The 19,853-nt window shown below is 54.6% G+C and carries 20 protein-coding genes; 7 read left to right on the top strand and 13 right to left on the bottom strand.

Going from position 1 to position 19,853, the window contains the following annotated elements:
* Positions 1-110: 110 nt before the first annotated feature.
* From BEI65_RS22950 to BEI65_RS22965, 4 genes are read left to right on the top strand one after another with little or no spacing between them, the layout of a single operon-like run.
* The gene (locus BEI65_RS22950) at positions 111-635 is read left to right on the top strand and encodes a MarR family winged helix-turn-helix transcriptional regulator (protein WP_099065223.1); all 525 of its coding nucleotides are present in this window, start codon (positions 111-113) and stop codon (positions 633-635) included.
* The gene (locus BEI65_RS22955; protein WP_232519148.1) at positions 632-1,969 is read left to right on the top strand and encodes a cytochrome c; all 1,338 of its coding nucleotides are present in this window, start codon (positions 632-634) and stop codon (positions 1,967-1,969) included. Before BEI65_RS22950 ends, BEI65_RS22955 begins: the two co-directional genes overlap by 4 nt.
* 33 nt (positions 1,970-2,002) lie before the next feature.
* Complete coding sequence (locus BEI65_RS22960; protein WP_099065224.1) at positions 2,003-2,452, top strand: (2Fe-2S)-binding protein; 450 nt, start codon at positions 2,003-2,005, stop codon at positions 2,450-2,452.
* A gap of 2 nt (positions 2,453-2,454) precedes the next feature.
* Positions 2,455-4,689 (top strand): xanthine dehydrogenase family protein molybdopterin-binding subunit, encoded by a 2,235-nt coding sequence (locus BEI65_RS22965; RefSeq protein ID WP_099065225.1) that lies wholly within the window; start codon positions 2,455-2,457, stop codon positions 4,687-4,689.
* 57 nt (positions 4,690-4,746) lie between these two features.
* Here the strand turns inward: BEI65_RS22965 and BEI65_RS22970 are convergent, their stop codons facing one another.
* The 7 genes from BEI65_RS22970 to lsrK all read right to left on the bottom strand — a co-directional run bounded on the left by BEI65_RS22970 (position 4,747) and on the right by lsrK (position 10,806).
* Positions 4,747-5,043 carry a hypothetical protein gene (locus BEI65_RS22970; RefSeq protein ID WP_085115723.1) on the bottom strand — a complete coding sequence of 99 codons (297 nt, stop codon included), beginning with the start codon at positions 5,041-5,043 and terminating at the stop codon, positions 4,747-4,749.
* Positions 5,040-5,675: an AAA family ATPase gene (locus BEI65_RS22975; RefSeq protein WP_085115724.1), complete on the bottom strand. Its 636-nt coding sequence runs from the start codon at positions 5,673-5,675 to the stop codon at positions 5,040-5,042. Before BEI65_RS22975 ends, BEI65_RS22970 begins: the two co-directional genes overlap by 4 nt.
* A gap of 277 nt (positions 5,676-5,952) precedes the next feature.
* A complete protein-coding gene (gene yajD / locus BEI65_RS22980) occupies positions 5,953-6,294 on the bottom strand; it encodes an HNH nuclease YajD (RefSeq protein WP_020825794.1) in 342 nt (113 codons plus the stop codon).
* A gap of 58 nt (positions 6,295-6,352) precedes the next feature.
* Positions 6,353-6,814, bottom strand: a complete 462-nt coding sequence (locus tag BEI65_RS22985; protein ID WP_099065226.1) for a GNAT family N-acetyltransferase — start codon at positions 6,812-6,814, stop codon at positions 6,353-6,355.
* Positions 6,815-6,866: 52 nt separating this feature from the next.
* A complete protein-coding gene (locus BEI65_RS22990; protein WP_099065227.1) occupies positions 6,867-7,760 on the bottom strand; it encodes a LysR family transcriptional regulator in 894 nt (297 codons plus the stop codon).
* A 60-nt stretch (positions 7,761-7,820) separates the two neighbouring features.
* Positions 7,821-9,005, bottom strand: coding sequence for an MFS transporter (locus tag BEI65_RS22995; RefSeq protein WP_012005814.1), 1,185 nt, complete (start codon positions 9,003-9,005; stop codon positions 7,821-7,823).
* A gap of 235 nt (positions 9,006-9,240) precedes the next feature.
* Positions 9,241-10,806: an autoinducer-2 kinase gene (gene lsrK, locus BEI65_RS23000; protein ID WP_198404499.1), complete on the bottom strand. Its 1,566-nt coding sequence runs from the start codon at positions 10,804-10,806 to the stop codon at positions 9,241-9,243.
* 313 nt (positions 10,807-11,119) lie between these two features.
* On the opposite strand from lsrK, the gene lsrG reads away from it, so the two are divergent.
* Positions 11,120-11,413 (top strand): (4S)-4-hydroxy-5-phosphonooxypentane-2,3-dione isomerase, encoded by a 294-nt coding sequence (lsrG, locus tag BEI65_RS23005; protein WP_085115728.1) that lies wholly within the window; start codon positions 11,120-11,122, stop codon positions 11,411-11,413.
* Between the two features lie 125 nt (positions 11,414-11,538).
* On the opposite strand, the gene BEI65_RS23010 is transcribed toward lsrG, so the two are convergent.
* The 6 genes from BEI65_RS23010 to BEI65_RS23035 all read right to left on the bottom strand — a co-directional run bounded on the left by BEI65_RS23010 (position 11,539) and on the right by BEI65_RS23035 (position 17,685).
* Positions 11,539-12,705 (bottom strand): cupin, encoded by a 1,167-nt coding sequence (locus BEI65_RS23010; protein ID WP_099065228.1) that lies wholly within the window; start codon positions 12,703-12,705, stop codon positions 11,539-11,541.
* 13 nt (positions 12,706-12,718) lie between these two features.
* Positions 12,719-13,510 (bottom strand): HpcH/HpaI aldolase/citrate lyase family protein, encoded by a 792-nt coding sequence (locus BEI65_RS23015; protein WP_099065229.1) that lies wholly within the window; start codon positions 13,508-13,510, stop codon positions 12,719-12,721.
* On the bottom strand, positions 13,507-14,238 hold the full coding sequence (locus tag BEI65_RS23020) for an alpha/beta fold hydrolase (RefSeq protein ID WP_099065230.1): 732 nt from the start codon (positions 14,236-14,238) through the stop codon (positions 13,507-13,509). Before BEI65_RS23020 ends, BEI65_RS23015 begins: the two co-directional genes overlap by 4 nt.
* An 8-nt stretch (positions 14,239-14,246) precedes the next feature.
* On the bottom strand, positions 14,247-15,014 hold the full coding sequence (locus BEI65_RS23025; RefSeq protein WP_232519149.1) for an SDR family NAD(P)-dependent oxidoreductase: 768 nt from the start codon (positions 15,012-15,014) through the stop codon (positions 14,247-14,249).
* Complete coding sequence (gene hisD, locus BEI65_RS23030; RefSeq protein ID WP_099065231.1) at positions 15,014-16,345, bottom strand: histidinol dehydrogenase; 1,332 nt, start codon at positions 16,343-16,345, stop codon at positions 15,014-15,016. The genes BEI65_RS23025 and hisD overlap by 1 nt, the downstream gene beginning before the upstream one ends.
* A gap of 89 nt (positions 16,346-16,434) precedes the next feature.
* On the bottom strand, positions 16,435-17,685 hold the full coding sequence (locus BEI65_RS23035) for an MFS transporter (protein WP_099065248.1): 1,251 nt from the start codon (positions 17,683-17,685) through the stop codon (positions 16,435-16,437).
* A 369-nt stretch (positions 17,686-18,054) separates the two neighbouring features.
* Here BEI65_RS23035 and BEI65_RS23040 point away from each other — a divergent pair, with 369 nt between their 5' ends.
* A complete protein-coding gene (locus BEI65_RS23040) occupies positions 18,055-19,125 on the top strand; it encodes a LacI family DNA-binding transcriptional regulator (protein WP_099065232.1) in 1,071 nt (356 codons plus the stop codon).
* The coding region (locus BEI65_RS23045; protein WP_099065233.1) for an ester cyclase at positions 19,122-19,853 on the top strand (732 nt) is incomplete at its 3' end. The genes BEI65_RS23040 and BEI65_RS23045, both read left to right, overlap by 4 nt.

A 19,853-nucleotide genomic window follows, 5' to 3' on the forward strand; every position in this document is an offset into this window, starting at 1 on the left:
CATGTATTTAAATCACTTTAATTAAATCTCTGTCACCGGCTTGATCCTGCCGGTGAGTTCGATCTATTATTTGCTTGCACAAGCAAATAAATTTCCAGAGGCCATCAAGCATGTCAAAACCGCGTAAACTTCCTGCTGCGCTGGGGATTCATCTGGACGTCACCAACCGCCTGTGGCGTACCGCCATGGATCAGTCGGTGAAAATGACCAATCTGACACGCCCGCATTGGCTGGCGCTGAGCGCCATCGCCGATCTCGGTGACGGTTGTACCCTGAAAGACATCTCGCTGCACCTGAATGCCGAGGTCTCAACCATGTCCCGCGCGCTGTTATTTCTGGAAAAGAATCAGTTAATTGCGCGCATTGCACTGACGGAGGACAAACGCGCCAAAGGGGTGAGAATGACCGCGGCCGGGCAGGAGATGCTGGAGCAGTTGGATCACTCCAGCCAACAGGCACGCCAATTGCTGCTCAAAGGGGTTTCCACCAGCGATCTGGAGGCGTTTTACCGCGTGTTGTTTGGCATTAAACATAACGCAATCGCCATGCTCGATCAGGAAAACCTGTTGCCGGAGGAGTTCGCATTGCTGGCGAGCGAGCAGGCAAACGAGATTAACCCGGACGGCGGATCGTGATCGGCCGCCGGCAAGTCGTGCTGGGGCTGTGTGCATTTGCACTGGGCATTTTTGCCGTCTCGGCATTTGCCGGCGCTGAGGATCCACAGATTATCGCCCGGGGCAAATATCTGGCCGTTGCCGCCGACTGTGCTGCCTGCCATCGCGGCAGTGCTGAACACGATGCGCCCTATGTCGGTGGTTATGCGATTGCTTCACCGATGGGAAAAATCATCGCCAGCAATATCACACCGGCCAAAGAGACCGGGATTGGCAATTATAACGAACAGGATTTTCGACGCGCATTGACTCAGGGCATTCGCCGTGATGGTCAACCGCTGTATCCCGCGATGCCCTATAGCGCTTATCAGGGGCTGAGCGATGCCGATCTACACGCCTTGTACCGCTATTTTATGGTCGGAGTCACTCCGGTTGAACGTGCGGTGCCAGCCACTCAACTGGATTTTCCCTTCTCCTGGCGCTACGCGATCCTCGGCTGGAACTGGCTATTCCTGAAGAATACGCCCACCCATGCTGCGGGAGCGAATGAGCGCGGTCGTTATCTGGTCGACGTGTTGGGACACTGTTCCGCCTGCCACAGTCCGCGCAACTGGATGATGGCGGAGCGGGGCGACCGCTACCTGGCTGGCGCTGAGGTTGGCGGCTGGATAGCACCGAATATTACCTCGGATCCCGTCAGTGGCATCGGCGGGTGGAGCCAAACGGAACTGGTGCAATACCTGCGCACCGGACGTAATGACAAAGCGCAGGCGGCGGGTGGTATGGCGGAAGCGGTGGAGCATAGCCTGAGGTTCCTGAGCGATGACGATCTTACCGCCATCGCGGATTGGCTAAAACAAACCCCGCCGATAACCACTGTTCGCGCTACCAAAGCTGCCTATCAGTATCAGGGCGGTGGAGTGGATAGCGCTTCAGGCGCTGCGCTGTATGCCATCTCTTGCGCCAGTTGTCATCGTCTTGACGCCAAAGGTGCTTACGACGGGCACTTTCCCGCTTTGCGCCATAACTCTACCGTCGGCAGTGAACAGGCCAATAACCTGGTGATGGTCATTCTGCATGGGGTCAAGCGGCAGGGCGAAAATATACAGACCTGGATGCCGGGCTTCGCCGACAGCCTTGACGATCGACAGGTCGCTGAGTTGGGTAATTATGTGTTGCAGCAGTTTGGCAACCCTGCCGTCAGGGTGACACCGGCACAGGTGGCGCAACTGCGGGCGGGTGGAGAGATACCCCTGTTGATCTGGCTGTTGCCTTATCTGCTCTGGGGCGGGCTGTTGTTGGTATTGCTGGCTCTGGGCTGGCTGATTCAGGCGCGTCGCCGCCGCACACGCTGATATTTTTCGCTCCGCAACCTAAGAGAGGGTGGTATGAAGTTCAATCTGAACGGCCGTGAGGTCGAGTTTGACGGTGAGCCGGATACGCCGCTGCTGTGGGTGATCCGCGAGCATTTTAAGCTGACCGGCACCAAGTTTGGCTGCGGTATCGGTGCCTGTGGTGCCTGCACGGTCCATGTCGACGGTCAGGCGGTGCGTTCTTGCTGCTACCCGCTGCAGTTGGTTGTGAATCGCAAGGTGACCACCATTGAAGGATTGTCCGCCGATCGCAGCCATCCGGTGCAGCAAGCCTGGATTGCCGAAGATGTGCCGCAGTGCGGTTACTGTCAATCCGGCATGATCATGGCGGTCAGCGCGCTGCTGGCGGCAAATCCACATCCCAGCGATCGTCAGATCGATGATGGCCTGACCAACCTGTGCCGTTGCGCCACCTACCATCGTATTCGTTCGGCGGTACATCGCGTCAGTAATGGGGAGAAATAACCATGACGATCAGCCGACGTACCTTGGTCAAAGGGGGCGCACTGGCCGTTGGTGCTCTGCTCCTGCCGATATCGCTACGCAGTATCGCGGCAGTGGTTTCTCAAAATACCACGCCACCAGACAGCCAATATGAGTTGAACGATTGGATTTGGATCGATCGCAACGGCCAAATCGTCATCGGCGTGTCGCAGTGCGAGGTTGGTCAGGGGATATACACCGGTCTGGCGGAGGTTGTGGCGGCAGAAATGGATGCAGATTGGGCGCAGGTGACGGTGAAGTTTGTCACCGGTCGTGATGCCTACCGTCAGGTTGCAGGGGGAGAGTCTTTTGCGCAGTTTGTCGCGGCCTCAACCTCAATGACCAAGTTTTACCAACGCACCCGGCTGGCGGGCGCGCAGGCCAGAGATTTTTTCCTGCATGCCGGTGCCAAACATCTGGCTTTACGGCCGGAGCAGTGCCGTACGGAAAAAAGCTGGGTAGTGGATGATGTTGGCCAGCGGCGGGTAGCCTATGGCGATCTGCTGCATTATGCGGCGGAGCTGCCGCTGAATCCCACTCCGACATTGAAGAACCAGGAGCAGGAAAAACAGGGCATTATCGGCAAGCCGTTGTTACGGGTTGATACGCCGGAGAAGGTCGACGGCAGTGCAATTTACGGCATCGATATTGAGTTGCCGGGAATGTTGGTCGGCGTCCCCTGGATGGTACCGGATCTCAGTGGAAAAATTATCGCCATACGTAACGAACAGCAGATACGCGGTATTCCGGGGGTTATCGATCTGGTGCTGACCCGGCAGTGGTCAATGAATAACATGGTTGGCCTGGACCATGATATGTCCCTGAATACGGTGATCGTGGTGGCTGAAAGCTACTGGCAGGCCAAGAAAGCGGCGGATTTGCTGGAGGTTGAGTATCAGCCGGGGGAGGGGACGGCGCTTTCCAGCGATAAAATCGCCGCGGAGAATCAGGCCATGCTCGACGGTGGCGAGCTGGCGCAGGCGGTAGATCGCGGTCAGGCTGCGGCGTTGATTCAGCAGGCTGTTGGCAGCACGCGGTTGCATCAGGCGCATTACAGCGCGCCCTATCTGGCACATGCCACCATGGAGCCCTGCAATGCCATCAGTCATTATACGGCGGGCCGCATTGAAACCTGGGGGCCATTCCAGGGGCAGGACATGGTGCGCAGTGTCTTGGCGAAAATGTTTGGCTTGAAGCCTGCCGATGTGGTGGTTAACACCACCTATCTGGGCGGCAGCTTTGGGCGTAAATACCTGCCGGATGCAGTGATGCACGCCACTGCCGCCTCCAAAGCGGTGGGGAGGCCGGTTAAGGTTATTTACCCACGCGAGATAGACATCCGTCATGAATACTATCGCCCCGGTTGTATCAGTCATTACCAGGCTCTGCTGGATGAAAACGGCTATCCGCAGGCTTTGTGGGCGCGTTATGCCGGCCAGTCGCTGTTCTGGCAGATGCGGCGCGAAACGGTGCATGAGGCGGGCGGCTGGGATGAAAGCATGGTGGAGTGTGTCTATAGCACGCCGTATCAGATCCCTAACCTGAAAGTGGAGGCCGGTATTGTCGAGCAGCCGGTATCACTGAGTTATTTGCGCGGTGTGGGAAGCGTGGCCAGCCTGTTTTTCATGGAAAGCTTCATCAGCGAACTGAGCTATAAAGCCAACATAGATGAATATCAGTATCGACGAAAATTGCTGCAGGGTAGCCCTGAAGCACGGCGGGTGCTGGACGCCACTGCGACGGCGGCGGGTTGGCAGCAGGATCTGCCGACGGGAACCTATCGCGGCATGTCTTGTAATATCTGGCTAGGTCGAAACAACGCTTTTACCACTTACGTGTGCCTGGTGGTCGAACTGAGGATTAATCAAGGGCAACTGCAATTGATCCGCGCGGTGTGTGGTATTGACTGCGGTAAGGTGATTAACCCTAATTTGGTTCGCGCTAACGTTGAGGGCGGCATTGGTTTTGCCCTGACCACCTGTTTGAAAAGTGAATTGCATTTTGAGCGGGGTGGCGTAGTAGAGGGGAATTTTGATAGTTATCCGCTGATAACTATTGCCGAGATGCCCAAGGTGGAAGTCGTGGTGCTCGACAGTTCGCGTGAGCCACAGGGATGCGGCGAGGTTTCCACTGCGGTGGTCGCACCGGCGATAGCCAGTGCCCTGCATAAGGCGACCGGAAAAACCTATCGCGATATGCCGTTTCCCCGGCAGTGGTAGTTGGATTATCAACCTGCCAGGCGAGTAGCTTATTAAGCTGGCAGGTTGTGAAGCTAATTACATCTTCTTCAGCAGTTGCAGCAGGTGCTCTTCACTCTTTTCTGCCAGCCCGTCGATCGCCAGCTTGATGATATCGGAACGGGTGATGCGCACCACGCCGTTACGTGCCGCCTGCACAATGATTTCATCGATCGCGTCGACGTGGTTATCGGTCAGGCTGACTGAAATGGCTTTGTAAGTGCGTTTGCGGCCCTGCGGTTTGGCTTCCGGGGCGGGAACATGCAGGGTGTGTGAAGTGGCGCTGTTGATAAATTCGTCTTCTGACATGCGCTGGGTAGGGGTACGCTTTTTCACAGGATCACCTCTTTCACCAGGCTTTCAATCTCCGCCTGCGCTTTTAGGTTATTCGCCTCATGCACGGTGATGGCCTCGCCCCAGGCATCGCGGTAAATCTTGCGGTCGCACAGACGGTTGCTGACCAGCGTCAACTCCGGGTACTCGCTCAACACCTGCGCCGCTTCGTTAGCTTCATTAATAAAGATATTGGTCGGGCACATGTTCAGCACGATGTAGCCTTTCACCTTCTCGTTATATTCCTGCGCGGTGGCGAACATTTCCGACAGATAGCCGACGGTATCGAGATCCATCTGGGAAGGGCGCAGTGGGGAGAGGAACAGATCGGCGGCCAGCAGGCCGGAACGCAGCTCGGCGCTGTCGCGGCCGGCGGTATCGACAATCACATAGTCGTAATGACGATCCAGCTCCAGCAGGGTCTCTTTGATTTTGCCTGAGGCGGCGACCACCGGGATATGCGGCAAGCCTTCTACATTCTGGCGGTCGTTATACCAGGTCATGATTGATTTCTGATCGTCAGCATCAACGATGATGGCGGTTTTTCCCAGCTTGAGGATCAAATATCCGGCGATATTGACCGCCTTGGTCGATTTCCCTACGCCACCTTTTTGCGAGCCAATCAAAACAATCATGCTGCCATCTCTCAAGTTATTAAGCTGGTAACTTATTAAGTTAATATGCTTATTGGATTGATAATTAAACAGGTTAACAACAACAACGCTTGAACAATATGCACCAACGGCGACGGCTTGCCAAGCCAGTATGCGGTTAACTTTGCTGCTTATTTTGCTGGTAACTTAGTAGGCGGGTAAGTAGGAATGCTCTGGGAAGTGGTTATGCGGAGGAGATTTTTATAATTTGGCAACTTAATAAGTTATTAGGTTGCCAATGATGGCTGTTCGGTAATGGCTACTTTTTCAACATCGATTTCAGGTTGGCGAACGGGTTATGGGTCGCGAGCCCAACGTCTTTTTGCGCGTCCTCACCGGCCACTACCGTAGAGCCATATTGATCGGCTTCGGTATATTTGGAGTGTTCGTGGTCGTGGCAATACAGGCACAGCATTTCCCAGTTGCTGCCATCTTCCGGGTTGTTGCTGTGGTCGTGATCGATATGGTGGACCGTCAGTTCGCGCAGATTGGAATAAACAAACTCGCGCGAGCAACGCCCGCAGACCCAGGGGAAGATTTTCAGTGCTTTTTCGCGGTAGCCGGTCTCCAGCCTCGCGTAGTTTTTTGGAATATATGCCATGGTGTGTGCCCGTCGGGTGATAACAATAATGCGTTAAATAATACCACAACGCGCCGGATTACAGCGTGCGGCACATCACCGTCACTTCTTCGCCGCACACTTCCCGCAACTCAACCGGTTGCCAGCCCAGTTTTTGATACAGCAACTGTTGATCGGGAGTGTAGAGATACAACTCGGCGATCTGTTGCTGGCGGCAGTGGGCGACGCAGTGATCGATCAGGCGGCGAGCCACCCCTTGCCCACGGTGCTGGGGGTGAGTAAAGACTTCACCCATCCAGAATTTTCGCTCCGGCCTATCCGCCAGTTCGTAAACGATCAGACTGGCAGTGCCGAGGATCTCTTGTTGCGGCGACAGAGCCAACAGCGCCATGCCGGGATGCTGCGGTTCGCAACGCTGTTCAAGACGTCGGCTGATTTTTTCGCGACAGCTCCACGGCGGGAAATCCTGCCACTCCAGATGCAATAATGCGGCCAGTTCATCAATGCGTTGGCGATACGCAGACAGTGGTTCAATACGCATAATTCGATTCGTTTTTTGCCCAATAGCAGCCAACTATAGCGGCAGATTTCGCTTATTTGAAGGTCTCGACCGCCCAATCGATAAACACGCGCATTTTGGCGCTTAGATGGCGGTTGGAGGGATAGACCACGTACATCTGTTCCGAGGGCGGTTGCCAGTCGTGCAGCAGGCTGACCAGTTCGCCGTTGTCCAGATGCGGCTGGGCCATAAAGCGGAAGGTTTGAATAATGCCCAACCCGGCCAGTGCCGTCGCCAGCAGCGCATTACCCTCGTTGACGCTGACGTGATAGCGATGCTGAATATCAATCTCCTTGCCCCGATCGACAAAGTGCAGCGGCTGGATGCGATCGTTCAGCGCATGGCGGTAATGTGCCAGTGGAAAACCCAGCTCCAGATCGCAAGGGTGTTGCGGCGTACCGTGGCGCGCCAGATAGGCCGGGGTGGCGCAGGTCACCCATTCAAGCTCGAACAACCGGCGGGCAATCAGAGTGGAATCGGCCAGTGGCCCGCTGCGGATCACGCAGTCGGCGCTGTCGTTAATCAGATCGATCAGACGGTCGCCCACCCCCAGGTCGATCTGAATTTGCGGGTAACGCGCGATAAAGTCCGGCAGCGCCGGTACCAGCAACTGCCGCGCCGTTGAGCCACCGGCGTCAATGCGCAGCACGCCTTGTGGCGCACTCTGCGACTCGGTCATGCTGCCTTCCATCTGTTCCAGCTCCGCCAGCCACTTGACCGTGCGCTGGTAATAGCATTCGCCCTCGGCAGTGACCGACACGCTGCGGGTGGTACGCTGGAACAGCTTGGTTTGCAGATGATCTTCCAGGTTCTGGATCAGCTTGGTGACGGTGGCCTTGGGCATCCGCAGTGAATCTGCGGCGCGGGTGAAGCCACCGGTTTCGACCACGCGGTTAAACACCCGAATAGCGAGTAAATGATGATCCATAGCGCTCTCAGTGCAAAACCCCGGCAGAGGCCGGGGTGTGTTTCTGCGGATGAATAATGATTATGACTGTTTAACGCCAATCATGCCGGAACGCAAGGTCAGGCCGAAAACCAGCGCGGCGGAGAGGGTGAGCGCACCGCCAAACAGCATGGCGCTGCTGACGCCCTGCCAGTCGACCACTTCGCCACCCAACAACGCGCCGGAAGCCAGCGCAATCTGGATCACGCAGACCAGCAGTGCCTGACCGGCCTCCGGTGCCTGCGGGACGGCGGCGAACATCCAGTTGGTGGCGCAGACCGGTACGGCGCCAAATGCCAGCCCCCATACCATCACCATCAGCGTGGCACCGGCGATGCCACTGAGGAACGGCGAGACGATCAGGATGGCAGCCAACATGGCGGTGATCAGAATAAAGGTGGCGCGCAGGCTACGTTCGGCCAGCCGTTCACCGAGGAAGGTACCGAGCAGACCAATGGCGCCGTAGGCCAGCAGCTGCAACGAAATCGCCGAGGGGCTGAGGACGAACACCTGCTGCAGCAGCGGCTTCAGATAGGTGTAGGCGGCAAAGTGACCGATAAACAGCAACACGATGGCAATCAGCCCGGTACGTGCCATCGGCAGACGCAGGGGTAACAGCAGGTCGCGTGCGGTGACCGGACGAGTGGGAGGGACCGACGTCAACAACCGCAGTTGGGCCAATAGCACCCCAACCGCCAGCACCGCGCTGCCAAAGAAGGCCGCGCGCCAGCCGAACAGGTCACCAATCAATGCCCCAGCGGGGACGCCGCATACGGCACCGACCGAAATGCCGCTGAGGATCAGCGCGGTGGCGCGACCCTGACTGGCTTCCGGCACCAGATGACGGCCATAGTTGGCGGCAAAGGCCCAAAAACCGCCGACGCAGATGCCCAGCAGTACCCGCCCAAGCAGCATCATGGGGAAGTTAACCGCCAATGCGGAGACCAGGTTGGAGATGGCCAACAGCACGCTCAGCGCCAGCATCAGCAGGCGACGGTCGAGTCGACCGGCTGCCAGGCTCAGTGCCGGTGCAGCGATCGCCGCGATGATACCAGGCACGGTCACCATCAGGCCGGCTCTGCCGGTACTGACATCCAGCGACGGGGCGATATTGGTCAGCAGGCCGATCGGCAGAAACTCGGTAGTGACCATCACAAAGCAGGCAACCGTCAGCGAGAAAATCGCCAGCCAGGCTGATGGTGCAGGTTTATCATTATTATTCAGCATAGTACTGCTCATCCCAGGTGAATGTGTAAACCGCGCAGCGGGCGCGGAGTGACAGAGATCACAATTTACGCAGGCATTTGCGGCGGATAAATCCGTTTGCGGTAGTTACACTGTTTCTGTGGGGGAACAATCAGGCAGGGCAAGTCAATCGGGGGTTGGCGGCCAACCGGCAGGCCAAAGGCTTAATCGGCATAAGCTTATGCGACGGGCGCATCAGGTGTGCGCCCGGGGAGGCTCACAGGCCCGGCGCTTTCCACATCGAGGTGGTCAGGCCATGGTCTACCAGGGTGAGCTGGTCGGCATAGACCTGCTGCCAGGTCTCCTTTTGCCGCTGATACAGTTCATGATTGGCCATATCCGGTTGGTACTCACGCTCCCAGCGCACCAGACTTTCACCGGTTTGTGCCAGCGACTCATACAACCCGGCACCCACTCCGGCGGCAATGGCGCAGCCCAGCGCGGTGGCTTCTTTCACCACCGGTACGCGCACCGTCAGGCCGGTGACATCGCTGAGGATTTGGCTCCACAGCTTGCCCTTGGAGCCCCCGCCGGCAAATACCAGCGAGCGCGCCTGTACGCCGGAGAAACTGGCGATCTGCTCCAGGTTGCAGGCGGAAACAATGGCGGCGTTCTCTTCCAATGCGCGGAACAGGGTCTGCTTATTGCAGCGTTCCGGGTCGAGAGACAGGTTGATAAACGAAGGCGCGGCGTGATACCAGGTCTTGAAATGCATGGCGTCGGAAAATATCGGCATCACTCCGTAAGCCCCTGGCGGCACTCGTGCGGCCATCTCTTCCAGCAGGCTGTAGGCATCCACGCCCAGCCGTTCCGCCATCAGTTTTTCTTCGGCGCAGAAGGCATCGCGGAACCAGCGCATGGTTAATCCGGTGAAGAAGCTGATCGACTCGGCCTGTGCCATGCCGGGGATCACGTGCGGATTGATGCGGATGTTCATCTCCGGGTCGGTGGCCGGTTCCGGCAAATTGACGATTTGCTGCCAGAAGGTGCCGCCCAGCACCGCCGTTTGTCCGGCGTGCACTACTCCCAACCCGAGACTGCCCAGTTGCACATCGCCGCCGCCCATTACCACCGGCGTGCCGCGTAACAGGCCACTTTGTTGTGCCGCCTGTTCGGTGATGTGTCCCAGCAGGCTGCCGGTTTCTTTCACCGGTGACAGCATATCGGCGCGCAACCCGGCCATGTCGAGCAACGCCGGGCGCCAGTCACGGCTGACCAAATCGAGCATGCCGGTGGTCCCGGCATTGGAAGGATCGACCGCCAGTTCGCCGCTCAGCATATTGGCCAGCCAGTCGCTGATCATGGTCAGCGTCGCCGCCTGACGGTAGATGTCCGGCCGGTGATGCGCCAGCCACAGCAGGCGCGGCATGGCGCTTAATGCCAGCGTTTGCCCGGAATACTGATAAACCTCGCGTTCGAAATTGTGGTTATGCAGTTCTTTCAGTTCGCTGACTTCCTCGCTGGCGCGAGCATCAACATTGGCGCAGGCCCAGATCGGCACGCCGTCGCGATCGTAAAGCACAATACCCTCACGCATCGAGCAACAGGCCACGGAGCGGATCGCCTGGCCAGAGATACCGGCATTCTGCAGCGCCTGCCGGATGCACTGGCAGGTCAGTTGCCAGTTGTGGGCCAGATCAAACTCCATCGAGCCGGGCACCCCCGGTACCGCCAGATGCCGCCACTCTGCCTGGCCCTGAGCAATTTGATTACCTGCCAGATCGAAGATGACCGCGCGAATGCTGCCGGTGCCTGCGTCCAGTGCCATCAAGTAGTTATCCATAGCTCACACTCTCTGGGATTGGGATCTTAACTATAGATGCGGTGCTCTGCGCACTGCTGGCGGAAGCGGCGGGGTCGGCAGGATTTGTGAACTGCGCTGCAAAATTGCCGTTGCGGGGGGTAAATCCGCGGGAATAAACCTATGGTTGGAAAGCACATTGACCTTCACTACCCTAAATAATTCGAGTTGCATCGAGGCGGTAACAAAGTGCATCCCCGAGAGCGTACCAGTAGTACGTGACCGGGGTAAACGCAGGCAGCCAACAAGGATGCAGCTTGAAGTATGACGGGGAAAGGGTAAACAAGGAGCCACCATGCACGTCACACTGGTAGAAATTAACGTTAAGCAGGACAAAGTAGACGAGTTTATTGAGGTCTTCCGCGCTAATCATCTGGGAGCGATCGAAGAGCCGGGCAATCTGCGCTTTGACGTGTTGCAGGATGAAACCATCCCGACGCGTTTTTATATCTATGAAGCCTACCGGGATGAGCAGGCCGTCGCTGCCCACAAAAAGACGCCGCACTATCTGCAATGCGTGGAAAAACTGGAAGCGCTGATGACCGGGCCGCGCAAGAAAACCAGCTTTATCGGCCTGATGCCGGGTTAGCGGGCAGTAGGGTAATTTTGTTCAATACAGGGGGCCGAAAGTGTAAGGCTGCCTGAGACAATGACATCTCAGACAGCCTGGGTATCAAACCTGATTTATTTAACCAAGCTGACTTAAGCAATATTTTACATCTCGCGTGCGGTTGCCTGACCGGCACGCTGTGCCGTAGCAGGTAAAATACTGGCAATAGTGGTATAGCCATCAGGGTCAATACAGCGATCCAGCTGTCGCGCCTGGTCAATAATTTCAGCGTCCCAATAGATCTGTTTGCGATGATCGCCACGAGTCGTCAACGTTGCGTCCATTTCGCCGTCAATAGCCCGATATCGGCGCCAGCAACCCGCTGGCACTGAAACCACTGAACCTTCCTCGGCAATAATCATCACTTCTTCACCTGGCCGGTTATAGGTAACTTCCAGCGTTCCTTGAAACACCATCAACACCTGAATATCCGGGCAATAGTGCAGACCGACGTGCTGCTGGTCTTTAATGCGTAACCACTCTACGGAAAATCCATGTGGATTAACAATGGGGGGAGTACTGTTACGATCCTGCGATATACCAAACCCGATCACCGGCGCTAATTGTGCACCGTGATCAGGTAAAACGGCATCCAACAGAGCGTCGTACGACCATTTCCGTTGTTCCCCTGTTACCGCTCGACTGCGCATCTCCTGTTCGGAGTAATCGCGTAATGCAGCGATATATTCCGGTCCCAATGGCTGTAGCAGATCAGCCTCAGCGGGTAGCAAATCACCCGCATTGACATCGATAAGCATATTGTCACGGCTCAGATACATACCGTATTCACGGGCTGCATGGAGAACCGAAGGGTGCCATATAATACCGCCAGTGTTATCTCCGCCCAGAACGGTAAACACCATGCCGGAGGTATCCTGCTTGCTGACATTGGTAAAACCTCTAAAAATCCACGTAGGGATCGATAAAATGGCGGGAGCGGTCAATTCCGCAGTATGTTCACCATTGGCTCCCCATCTAAAACACCAGCTCCCTTTATGAATAAGAAAAACCTCTGCGGTAAAATGCAGGTGCAAATTGTTGGTCACCCCTTTGGGCATCGCCGCGGCACCAATGTTAAATCCGTGGGCCTCGGGTATATTGACTATCTGGGATGCAGACTGCGTGACGCCGGGACCAATAAACGAATAGTTCTGCTTCAGGTTTGACCCCGGGAGTTTACAGTCAATGAAAGCCACGCTGCATGAAACCCGGTCTTCGGGGCGAACAAGGCGACGCTGAGCTTCTTCCTGGGTGAGTATTACATTGCGCATGCTCAATTCTCCATTAATAGCCGGATGTACCGCTGGCTGTGGGTGTTTCGCCACGCGCTAGTGCAACGGCTTCGCGGGCGGCGCGTCCAAGCTGCATAACGTCGTTGGCGGGTGTAACGAACTGAAAGCCCTGAGCCAGACGGCTAGCTGCGGCCTGGCCAGAAGTACAGAAAATACCGGCGAGTTTCTTATGAGCATGACTGCGGGCCAGCACGAGTTCCACTGCAGCCAGCATATCTGGATGCTGCGACTCAGCGCTGGCATGACCTGTGAGTGTTAACGAGAGATCGTTCGGGCCAATAAATACGCCATCCAGCCCGTCGGTGTCGAGAATAGCGTCCAGATTATCTAACCCTTCACGGGTCTCAATCATCGCCAGGGTCAGGATCTCTTCATTAGCATATTCGGGGTAATCTTTGCCACCGTACAGCAGTGCTCGTGCCGGGCCAAAAGAGCGGGTCCCCATTGGTGGATAGCGACAGGCAGAGACGAACTGTTGCGCCTGCTCTGCTGTGGATATCATGGGACAGATAATTCCCCATGCGCCCGCGTCGAGCAGGCGCATGATCTGCGCCGGTTCGTTGCTGTTTACACGCGCCAGTGGCGTTGCTGGCGTGGAGGAGAGCGCCTGTAGCATAGATAATGCGCTGGCGAAATCGATCATGCCGTGTTGCAGATCGACCGTGACCGAATCGTAGCCCTGATGTCCGGTGATTTCGGCGCTGTAACCTGATGGAATGGCCAGCCACCCGTTGATGATCGGCTGTTGTTGACGAAAGGCGGCTTTTAGCGGGTTTTTTCTCATGATTTTGACTCCTGTATCCAGTTTCGCAGGGCGATGGCGACCTGTTGTGGTGCTTCTAACGGCAAAAAATGACCACTGTCCGGCAGGGTGATCCAGCGCGCGTGTGGCGCGGCACTGGCTATAGCCTGATGATGCTCGGGGGTACAGATGGCGTCGCTTGCGCCGTTAATAATCAGCAACGGTGCCGTGAACATTGGCAACACGACACGGTGGTCTGCTCGAGTAATGGCGATTTCGGTCTGATGAATCAATGTATCGATACCACTCTCCACGGCCATGTTTACGATCGTGCTGTGTAACGCTAAATCACACTGCCGATGTGGCGCGACATAACGAGGCCATAACGTGGTGGTCAGCCAGTGGCTGATCCCTAGGCGGGTGGCTTCCCGTACTGCACCCCGCCGACCTGTTACGTTGGCGGGAGGATCGGTGAACGGATTGACGGAAAGCAGCGCCAGCCCGCTGAGACGCTGTGGTGCATCTGCCATCATTTGTAGCGCTACAATGGCTCCGAGAGAAAACCCTACCAGACAAAAACGCGCTGGCAGGGTTGCGAGCAACTGACGGGCGACCGCAGATGCTGAATCGGCTCCGGTGACGATGATGCTAATCACATTGCTGACATTGAGCTGCTCAACCACCGGTTGCCACAGGCGGTGGTTGCAAAGCGTGCCACCCAGCAACACCAGCGGTGCGTCGTGGTTTTCCAGCAAAGAGAAAGTATTCATAGTCCCCTCTAGGTCGCTGTCCAGCCGCCATCAACCAGCAATGATGTACCGGTGATCAAGGCTGATGCCTGTGAAGCCAGGAAAACGACAGGACCCATGACATCTTCCAGCGTGCCCAACCGCTTGAGTAAGATGTTGTCCAGCACGTAACGGTTGAACTCAGGATCTGCCAGATTGGCACGGGACAGTTCAGTTTCGATAAAGGTCGGGCATAGTGTATTGACTCGAATACCCGATTCTCCCAGCTCTAGCGCCATCGTTTTAGTCAGACCTTCCAGCGCGAATTTTGACGCGCAGTAGACACTGCGTTGTGGGCCGCCAACATGTCCCATCTGCGAGGATATATGAATGATAGAGCCGGTGATGCGACGCATTTTCATCCGGCGAGCGACTTGCTGACTGAGAAAAAATGTCGCTCGCAAGTTGAGTGCTATAACTGCGTCAAAATTTTCTTCACTGACATCGAGAAACGGTTGATGGTGTGCCAGACCCGCGCTGTTAACCAGAATGTCGATATCCGGCAGCGAGGCAAGTGTTTCTGCCACGCGAGCGGTATCGGTAATATCGAGCTGGATGGTGTGTAAGTGGAGACCACCTTCTGCTGCAATCCGTGCGGCTTCCTGAAGCTGCACGGATTGTCGGGCAACTATCCAGATCTCGGCCCCGGCGCGAGCCAAGGCTATTGCGCAGGCAAAACCGATACCTCGGGAACCGCCAGTTACCAGCGCCCGGCAATTATCCAGGCGAAAGTTGGGGGAGTGGGGAAGTGCCATCATTAGTGGGTACCATCGGCATTGAAAGCAGCTACTGAGCCTGCGTAGGGCACGTCCTGTTTGCCATAGCGTCGTACACGAAGGTTGGCCTGCTCAGCATGACCATAAAACCCTTCGAGCTGGCACAGACGTGAACAGTAACTACCGATCTCCGTCGTAGCTTCATCGCTCAATACTTTCTGAAAGGTGCAGGTTTTCATAAATTTACCGACCCACAACCCACCGGTATAGCGGGCTGCTTTCTGTGTAGGCAGGGTGTGGTTAGTGCCGATAACTTTGTCTCCGTACGCCACATTTGTGCGAGGTCCAAGGAACAGTGCGCCGTAGTTAGTCATTTTGGAGAGAAACCAGTCGTCACGGGTAGTCATTACCTGCACATGTTCAGAGGCGATTCGTTCTGCTTCCTGCAGCATCTCTTCATAGCTGTCGCAAACGATCACTTCACCATAATCATGCCAGGATTGACGGGCTATCTCTGCTGTGGGGAGTTTTGTGAGTAGACGCTCAATCTCACGTAGCGTTTCCTGTGCCAGCTTCAGAGAGTTGGTCAGTAAAATCGCTGGAGTGGTGACCCCATGCTCAGCTTGGCCCAAAAGGTCAGTAGCGCACATCTCGGCGTCCACGCTGTCATCGGCTATCACCAGCGTTTCCGTTGGCCCGGCAAAAAGGTCAATCCCCACGCGACCAAAAAGCTGCCGTTTGGCCTCTGCAACAAACGCGTTACCCGGACCGACGAGCATATCGACGGGTTGAATTGTATCTGTCCCCAGAGCCATAGCCCCTATAGCCTGAATGCCGCCTAAGGCATAGATCTCTGTTGCACCAGCCATTGCTTGAGCTGCTACGATTGCGGGGGCCGGTTGTCCATTAAAAGGCGGTGCGCAACTGATAATCCGCGAGCAGCCCGCGACATTGGCAGTGATGATCGACATATGCGCGGAAGCCAGTAACGGATATTTTCCACCGGGCACATAACAACCCACGGAATTGATAGGGATATTTTTATGGCCGAGAATGACACCAGGCCGGGTTTCAACTTCCAGATCTAACAGACAGGCTTTTTGCGCGGTAGCGAAGTTAAACACCTGCTGCTGGGCAAATTCGATATCTTTAATATCCTGACGGCTCAGTTGCTTGATACAGGAATTGATTTCGGACTGCGACAGGCGATAATCCTGACGGTCATAGTTATCAAATTTAAGGGATAATTCGCGTACCGCTGCGTTACCGCGTTGCTCAATATCGGCAAGTATATTTTCAACTACCAGACTCACCTTTTTATTGGCCTGCTGACGCTCAGATAATGTTTTACTGGTTTTTAAATATTGGGTCATGGTGTCCTCTTTCAATTTTTAAGGCGTAGATTCCCCACCTGAATAAACAAGTAATGTTAACAATGTGGGTTTAAGTAGTTTCTTTTAGCTTAAATCTTATTACCAAAATCCTGCACAGTAGTTATGCCAGGGCTATCAGTCATGGTTTCACTTTTTTTTGCCTGGCGCTGATTTACACTACGTACAGCCATCGGTGTGAGCAATAAGGCAACAACGGATAGGGAGCCAATCAAAAAATAACCGGAAGATAAATTAACATGCTGCAGCATTAACCCCATTAATACTGGACCGGCAAACATGCCACAGGAATAGATGGTCTGAAACAATCCCATTCGTGTGGATTGTTCATCCTCAACCGTATTGACCACGCTGAGTGACATAAACACCGCGAAGGCCATGCCGAACGAAAAGCCGCCAACCGATTGCAGAATATAGATAAGGTAGATATTGGTGGTAAAGGGAACACCGATGGTGGAGATCACCTGCAGAAAAATTCCAATGATGGCGGTATTTGTCAGCCCAAGGCGCTTATAGAACACCGAACTGCATAACGCGATTGCCAGTGCGTAGAAAATTAAATGCAGGTTACTGAGCAGGGTAAGAATGCCGGCTTTTGCCCCAAGCTGTTGTGCATAAATGGGAGTAAGCGTATCGCGGGTGGCAAAGGGGATCAGAATGACTATGGTCGCTAACACACCGATTAGCCAGACGGATGAGTCAGCTAATTGGTCTTTTGCTCTGGTAATGCACGCTTTTAAAGTGGGGGGCTGGGCAGTGTCGTGAAGCTCTTTGATGCGAAAGGTGAGAAGCAGTGCCAGCGCTGCTGCGATGCTAGAGACAAAGTAGCCAATATTCTTGTCGAAAAAGTGGATCAGTATACCGCCGATACAATTGCCGAGAAAAACGCCTAACGGTCCCGCCAAGGCGAGAAGTGCAACGGCGGCTGGAGCATCTTTTCGATCAAAGTAGCGAATAAACATAACGTTATAAAGTACCCAGGTTGCGGCAGTGAATCCATCCGCGGCTTTGGCCAGATAGAGAGTGACTGCATTGGGTTCCAGATACGCAATCGGCCATGTCACAAGTGGTAGCAGCAAACTGAATTGGATAAAAATTTTGCGGCTCTTGACCACATCGGAAAGGATGCCAATCGGAAATCGAACGAACAAAGTGGCCAGCCCACTGGCACCCATAATCATACCCACCATTTCCGGTTGCATTCCTTCACTTATCAGCATTGGGGCGAGAAACGCGTCAATACTGTGGATGCAGATGAAAAACAGCACGCTGAGCGTAAAAAAAAGCCGGGCCTCGGAACGACTAAATAGTGCACGAAACATGATGAGGAACCTCTTAAGTATTAATGGGTTATAACCAATCAAGTACGGCATTAACCGGTTCATTCCGTTGGCTGAGAGCCTGTGTAGCCGGTAGAATTGACGGTGTTTGGGTTTGTTGTGCATACGTATTCAAAAAACAAAGCTACGAAAAGGTTTCAATTTTGTAAAGGGAAAGTTTTTAAATGCAAATAGAATGTTTTTTGTTGTTGCATACGCATGCAGAAATGAGGTAAGTATAAAAAACAGGCATTCCTGCAAGGGTGACAATTCGCCGGAATGGCGTACCCTTTGTGGTCCGTTGCATCAATGCAATGCTTTGTTTACACAGCATAAGCGTCATGGCGGGAATGTTGATAAGGAACAACGTCAATGAAACGTAAGACTTTTGGACCCGTGACGTCGCAGCAGGTTGCGCAACTCGCAGGTGTTTCACAATCGGCAGTATCGCGAACCTTCACGCCAGGTGCGAGCATCTCGCCAGCCACTCGTGAAAAAGTGTTGAAGGTAGCGCGTGAACTGGGTTACCGGCCTAATGCCATCGCGCGCTCACTGAATACCGCCCGTTCGCGAATTATTGGTGTGGTGATGTCCTATTTCGACAATCAGTTTTACCCACAGGTTCTGGAAGCGCTGGCGCAGAAGCTGGATGAGCTGAATTATCACTTACTGCTGTTTGTCGGTGATCGTGACGGCAATGTGGACAGGATTTTTGACCAGATCATGCAGTACCGGGTCGACGGTATTGTTCTGGCTTCGGTATCGCTGTCGATTGAACTCTCCGAAGAATGTGCCGCTGCAGGGATCCCGGTGGTGTTGTTTAACCGCAGTGAAGAGAACGGTATTGTTTCGAGCGTTAATACAGATAATGAAGCTGCAGCCTGTCAGATAGCTGAATTTTTGATGGCTGGTGAGCATCAACGTTTTGCCTACGTTGCCGGACTGGCTAATTCATCCGTTAACGTTGCCCGGCAAAGCGGATTTATCAGTACGCTGATGAAGAAAGGTATCCAGGATATACGGGTGGTGCAGGGCGATTATGACGCGCAGAAAACCACACTCTCAGCCTGTGAACTCTTTTCCTCGGCGCAGCCTCCGGATGCTATTTTTGCCGCCAACGACCATATGGCGCTGATGGTGATGGATGTTGCTCGCTACAAATTTGGCCTTCGCATCCCTGAGGACGTGTCAATAATCGGTTACGATGATACCGGACCGTCCGGTTGGCCATCTTACGCGTTGACCTCCGCTTCACAGCCTGTTGATGCGATGGTAAGTGCGACAGTGGCACTATTAATGAAACAAATTGAAAGCGGAAATGTTGAGTCGAAACAGATAGTAGTACCTGGTTCGCTCGTGGTTCGCCATTCAGCCAGACGTCCACATTTTGGTGTGGTCGAAATAGACGGGTTGTCTCTGTTCCAACCGCAGGAGGTTCAATGACCAGGTTGCCGGGCTTTAGCCCTCAGTTTGATTCTATTCAGCAATTTATTCTGATGCTGACCCATGTGGTTTGGGAACAGAAAGACATTGGTCAACTCGCTGATTTCTATGCCACACCGGTGATTTTTCACACCCCGGAAAAGCAGTTGAACGATCTTTCACAGTTTATGCGACTGACGCTGGAAGCTATGCACAGTTTCCCCCAGCGTACCGTGTTAACGGAAGATATCTTGTGCTGTCATACACCACAGTCTGAGTACTATGCAGCGCAACGCACACTGGCGTGTATTCAACATCAGGGTGAAGGTTTTTTCGGCAGGCCGAGTGGTAAAACGGTTTGGGTACGCACCTGGGCGGATCGTATCTGCTCTGATGGCGCAGTGCGTCAGGAATGGTTGTTGCAAGACCGTGCAGCAATTGCAGCCCAAATTGGGTTGAATGTGCGTGATTTTGCGCAACAGTTAGCGAATGCTCGTCGGGAAGTGGATCTGGATTATATCTCAGCAGAAGAGATGGATGCCCGTTGGTCCGGTGGTCCTGAAGGGGATGATGTAACAGGCCCACTTGCCGGATTGATCGAACGTTATCTGTCTATGTGGGCGGGTGGCAACAGTGGTGTTGTTCCGGGCCTTTATCATCCCGCCGCTACACTGCACGGGCCTGGCCATGTACTGCGTACTGGTGAGCAGGATATCGGTGGATTTTTGGGTAATGGTGCCAACTTACTG

The sequence above is a fragment of the Serratia sp. BW106 genome (assembly GCF_002607755.1).
Lineage (GTDB): Bacteria > Pseudomonadota > Gammaproteobacteria > Enterobacterales > Enterobacteriaceae > Serratia > Serratia proteamaculans.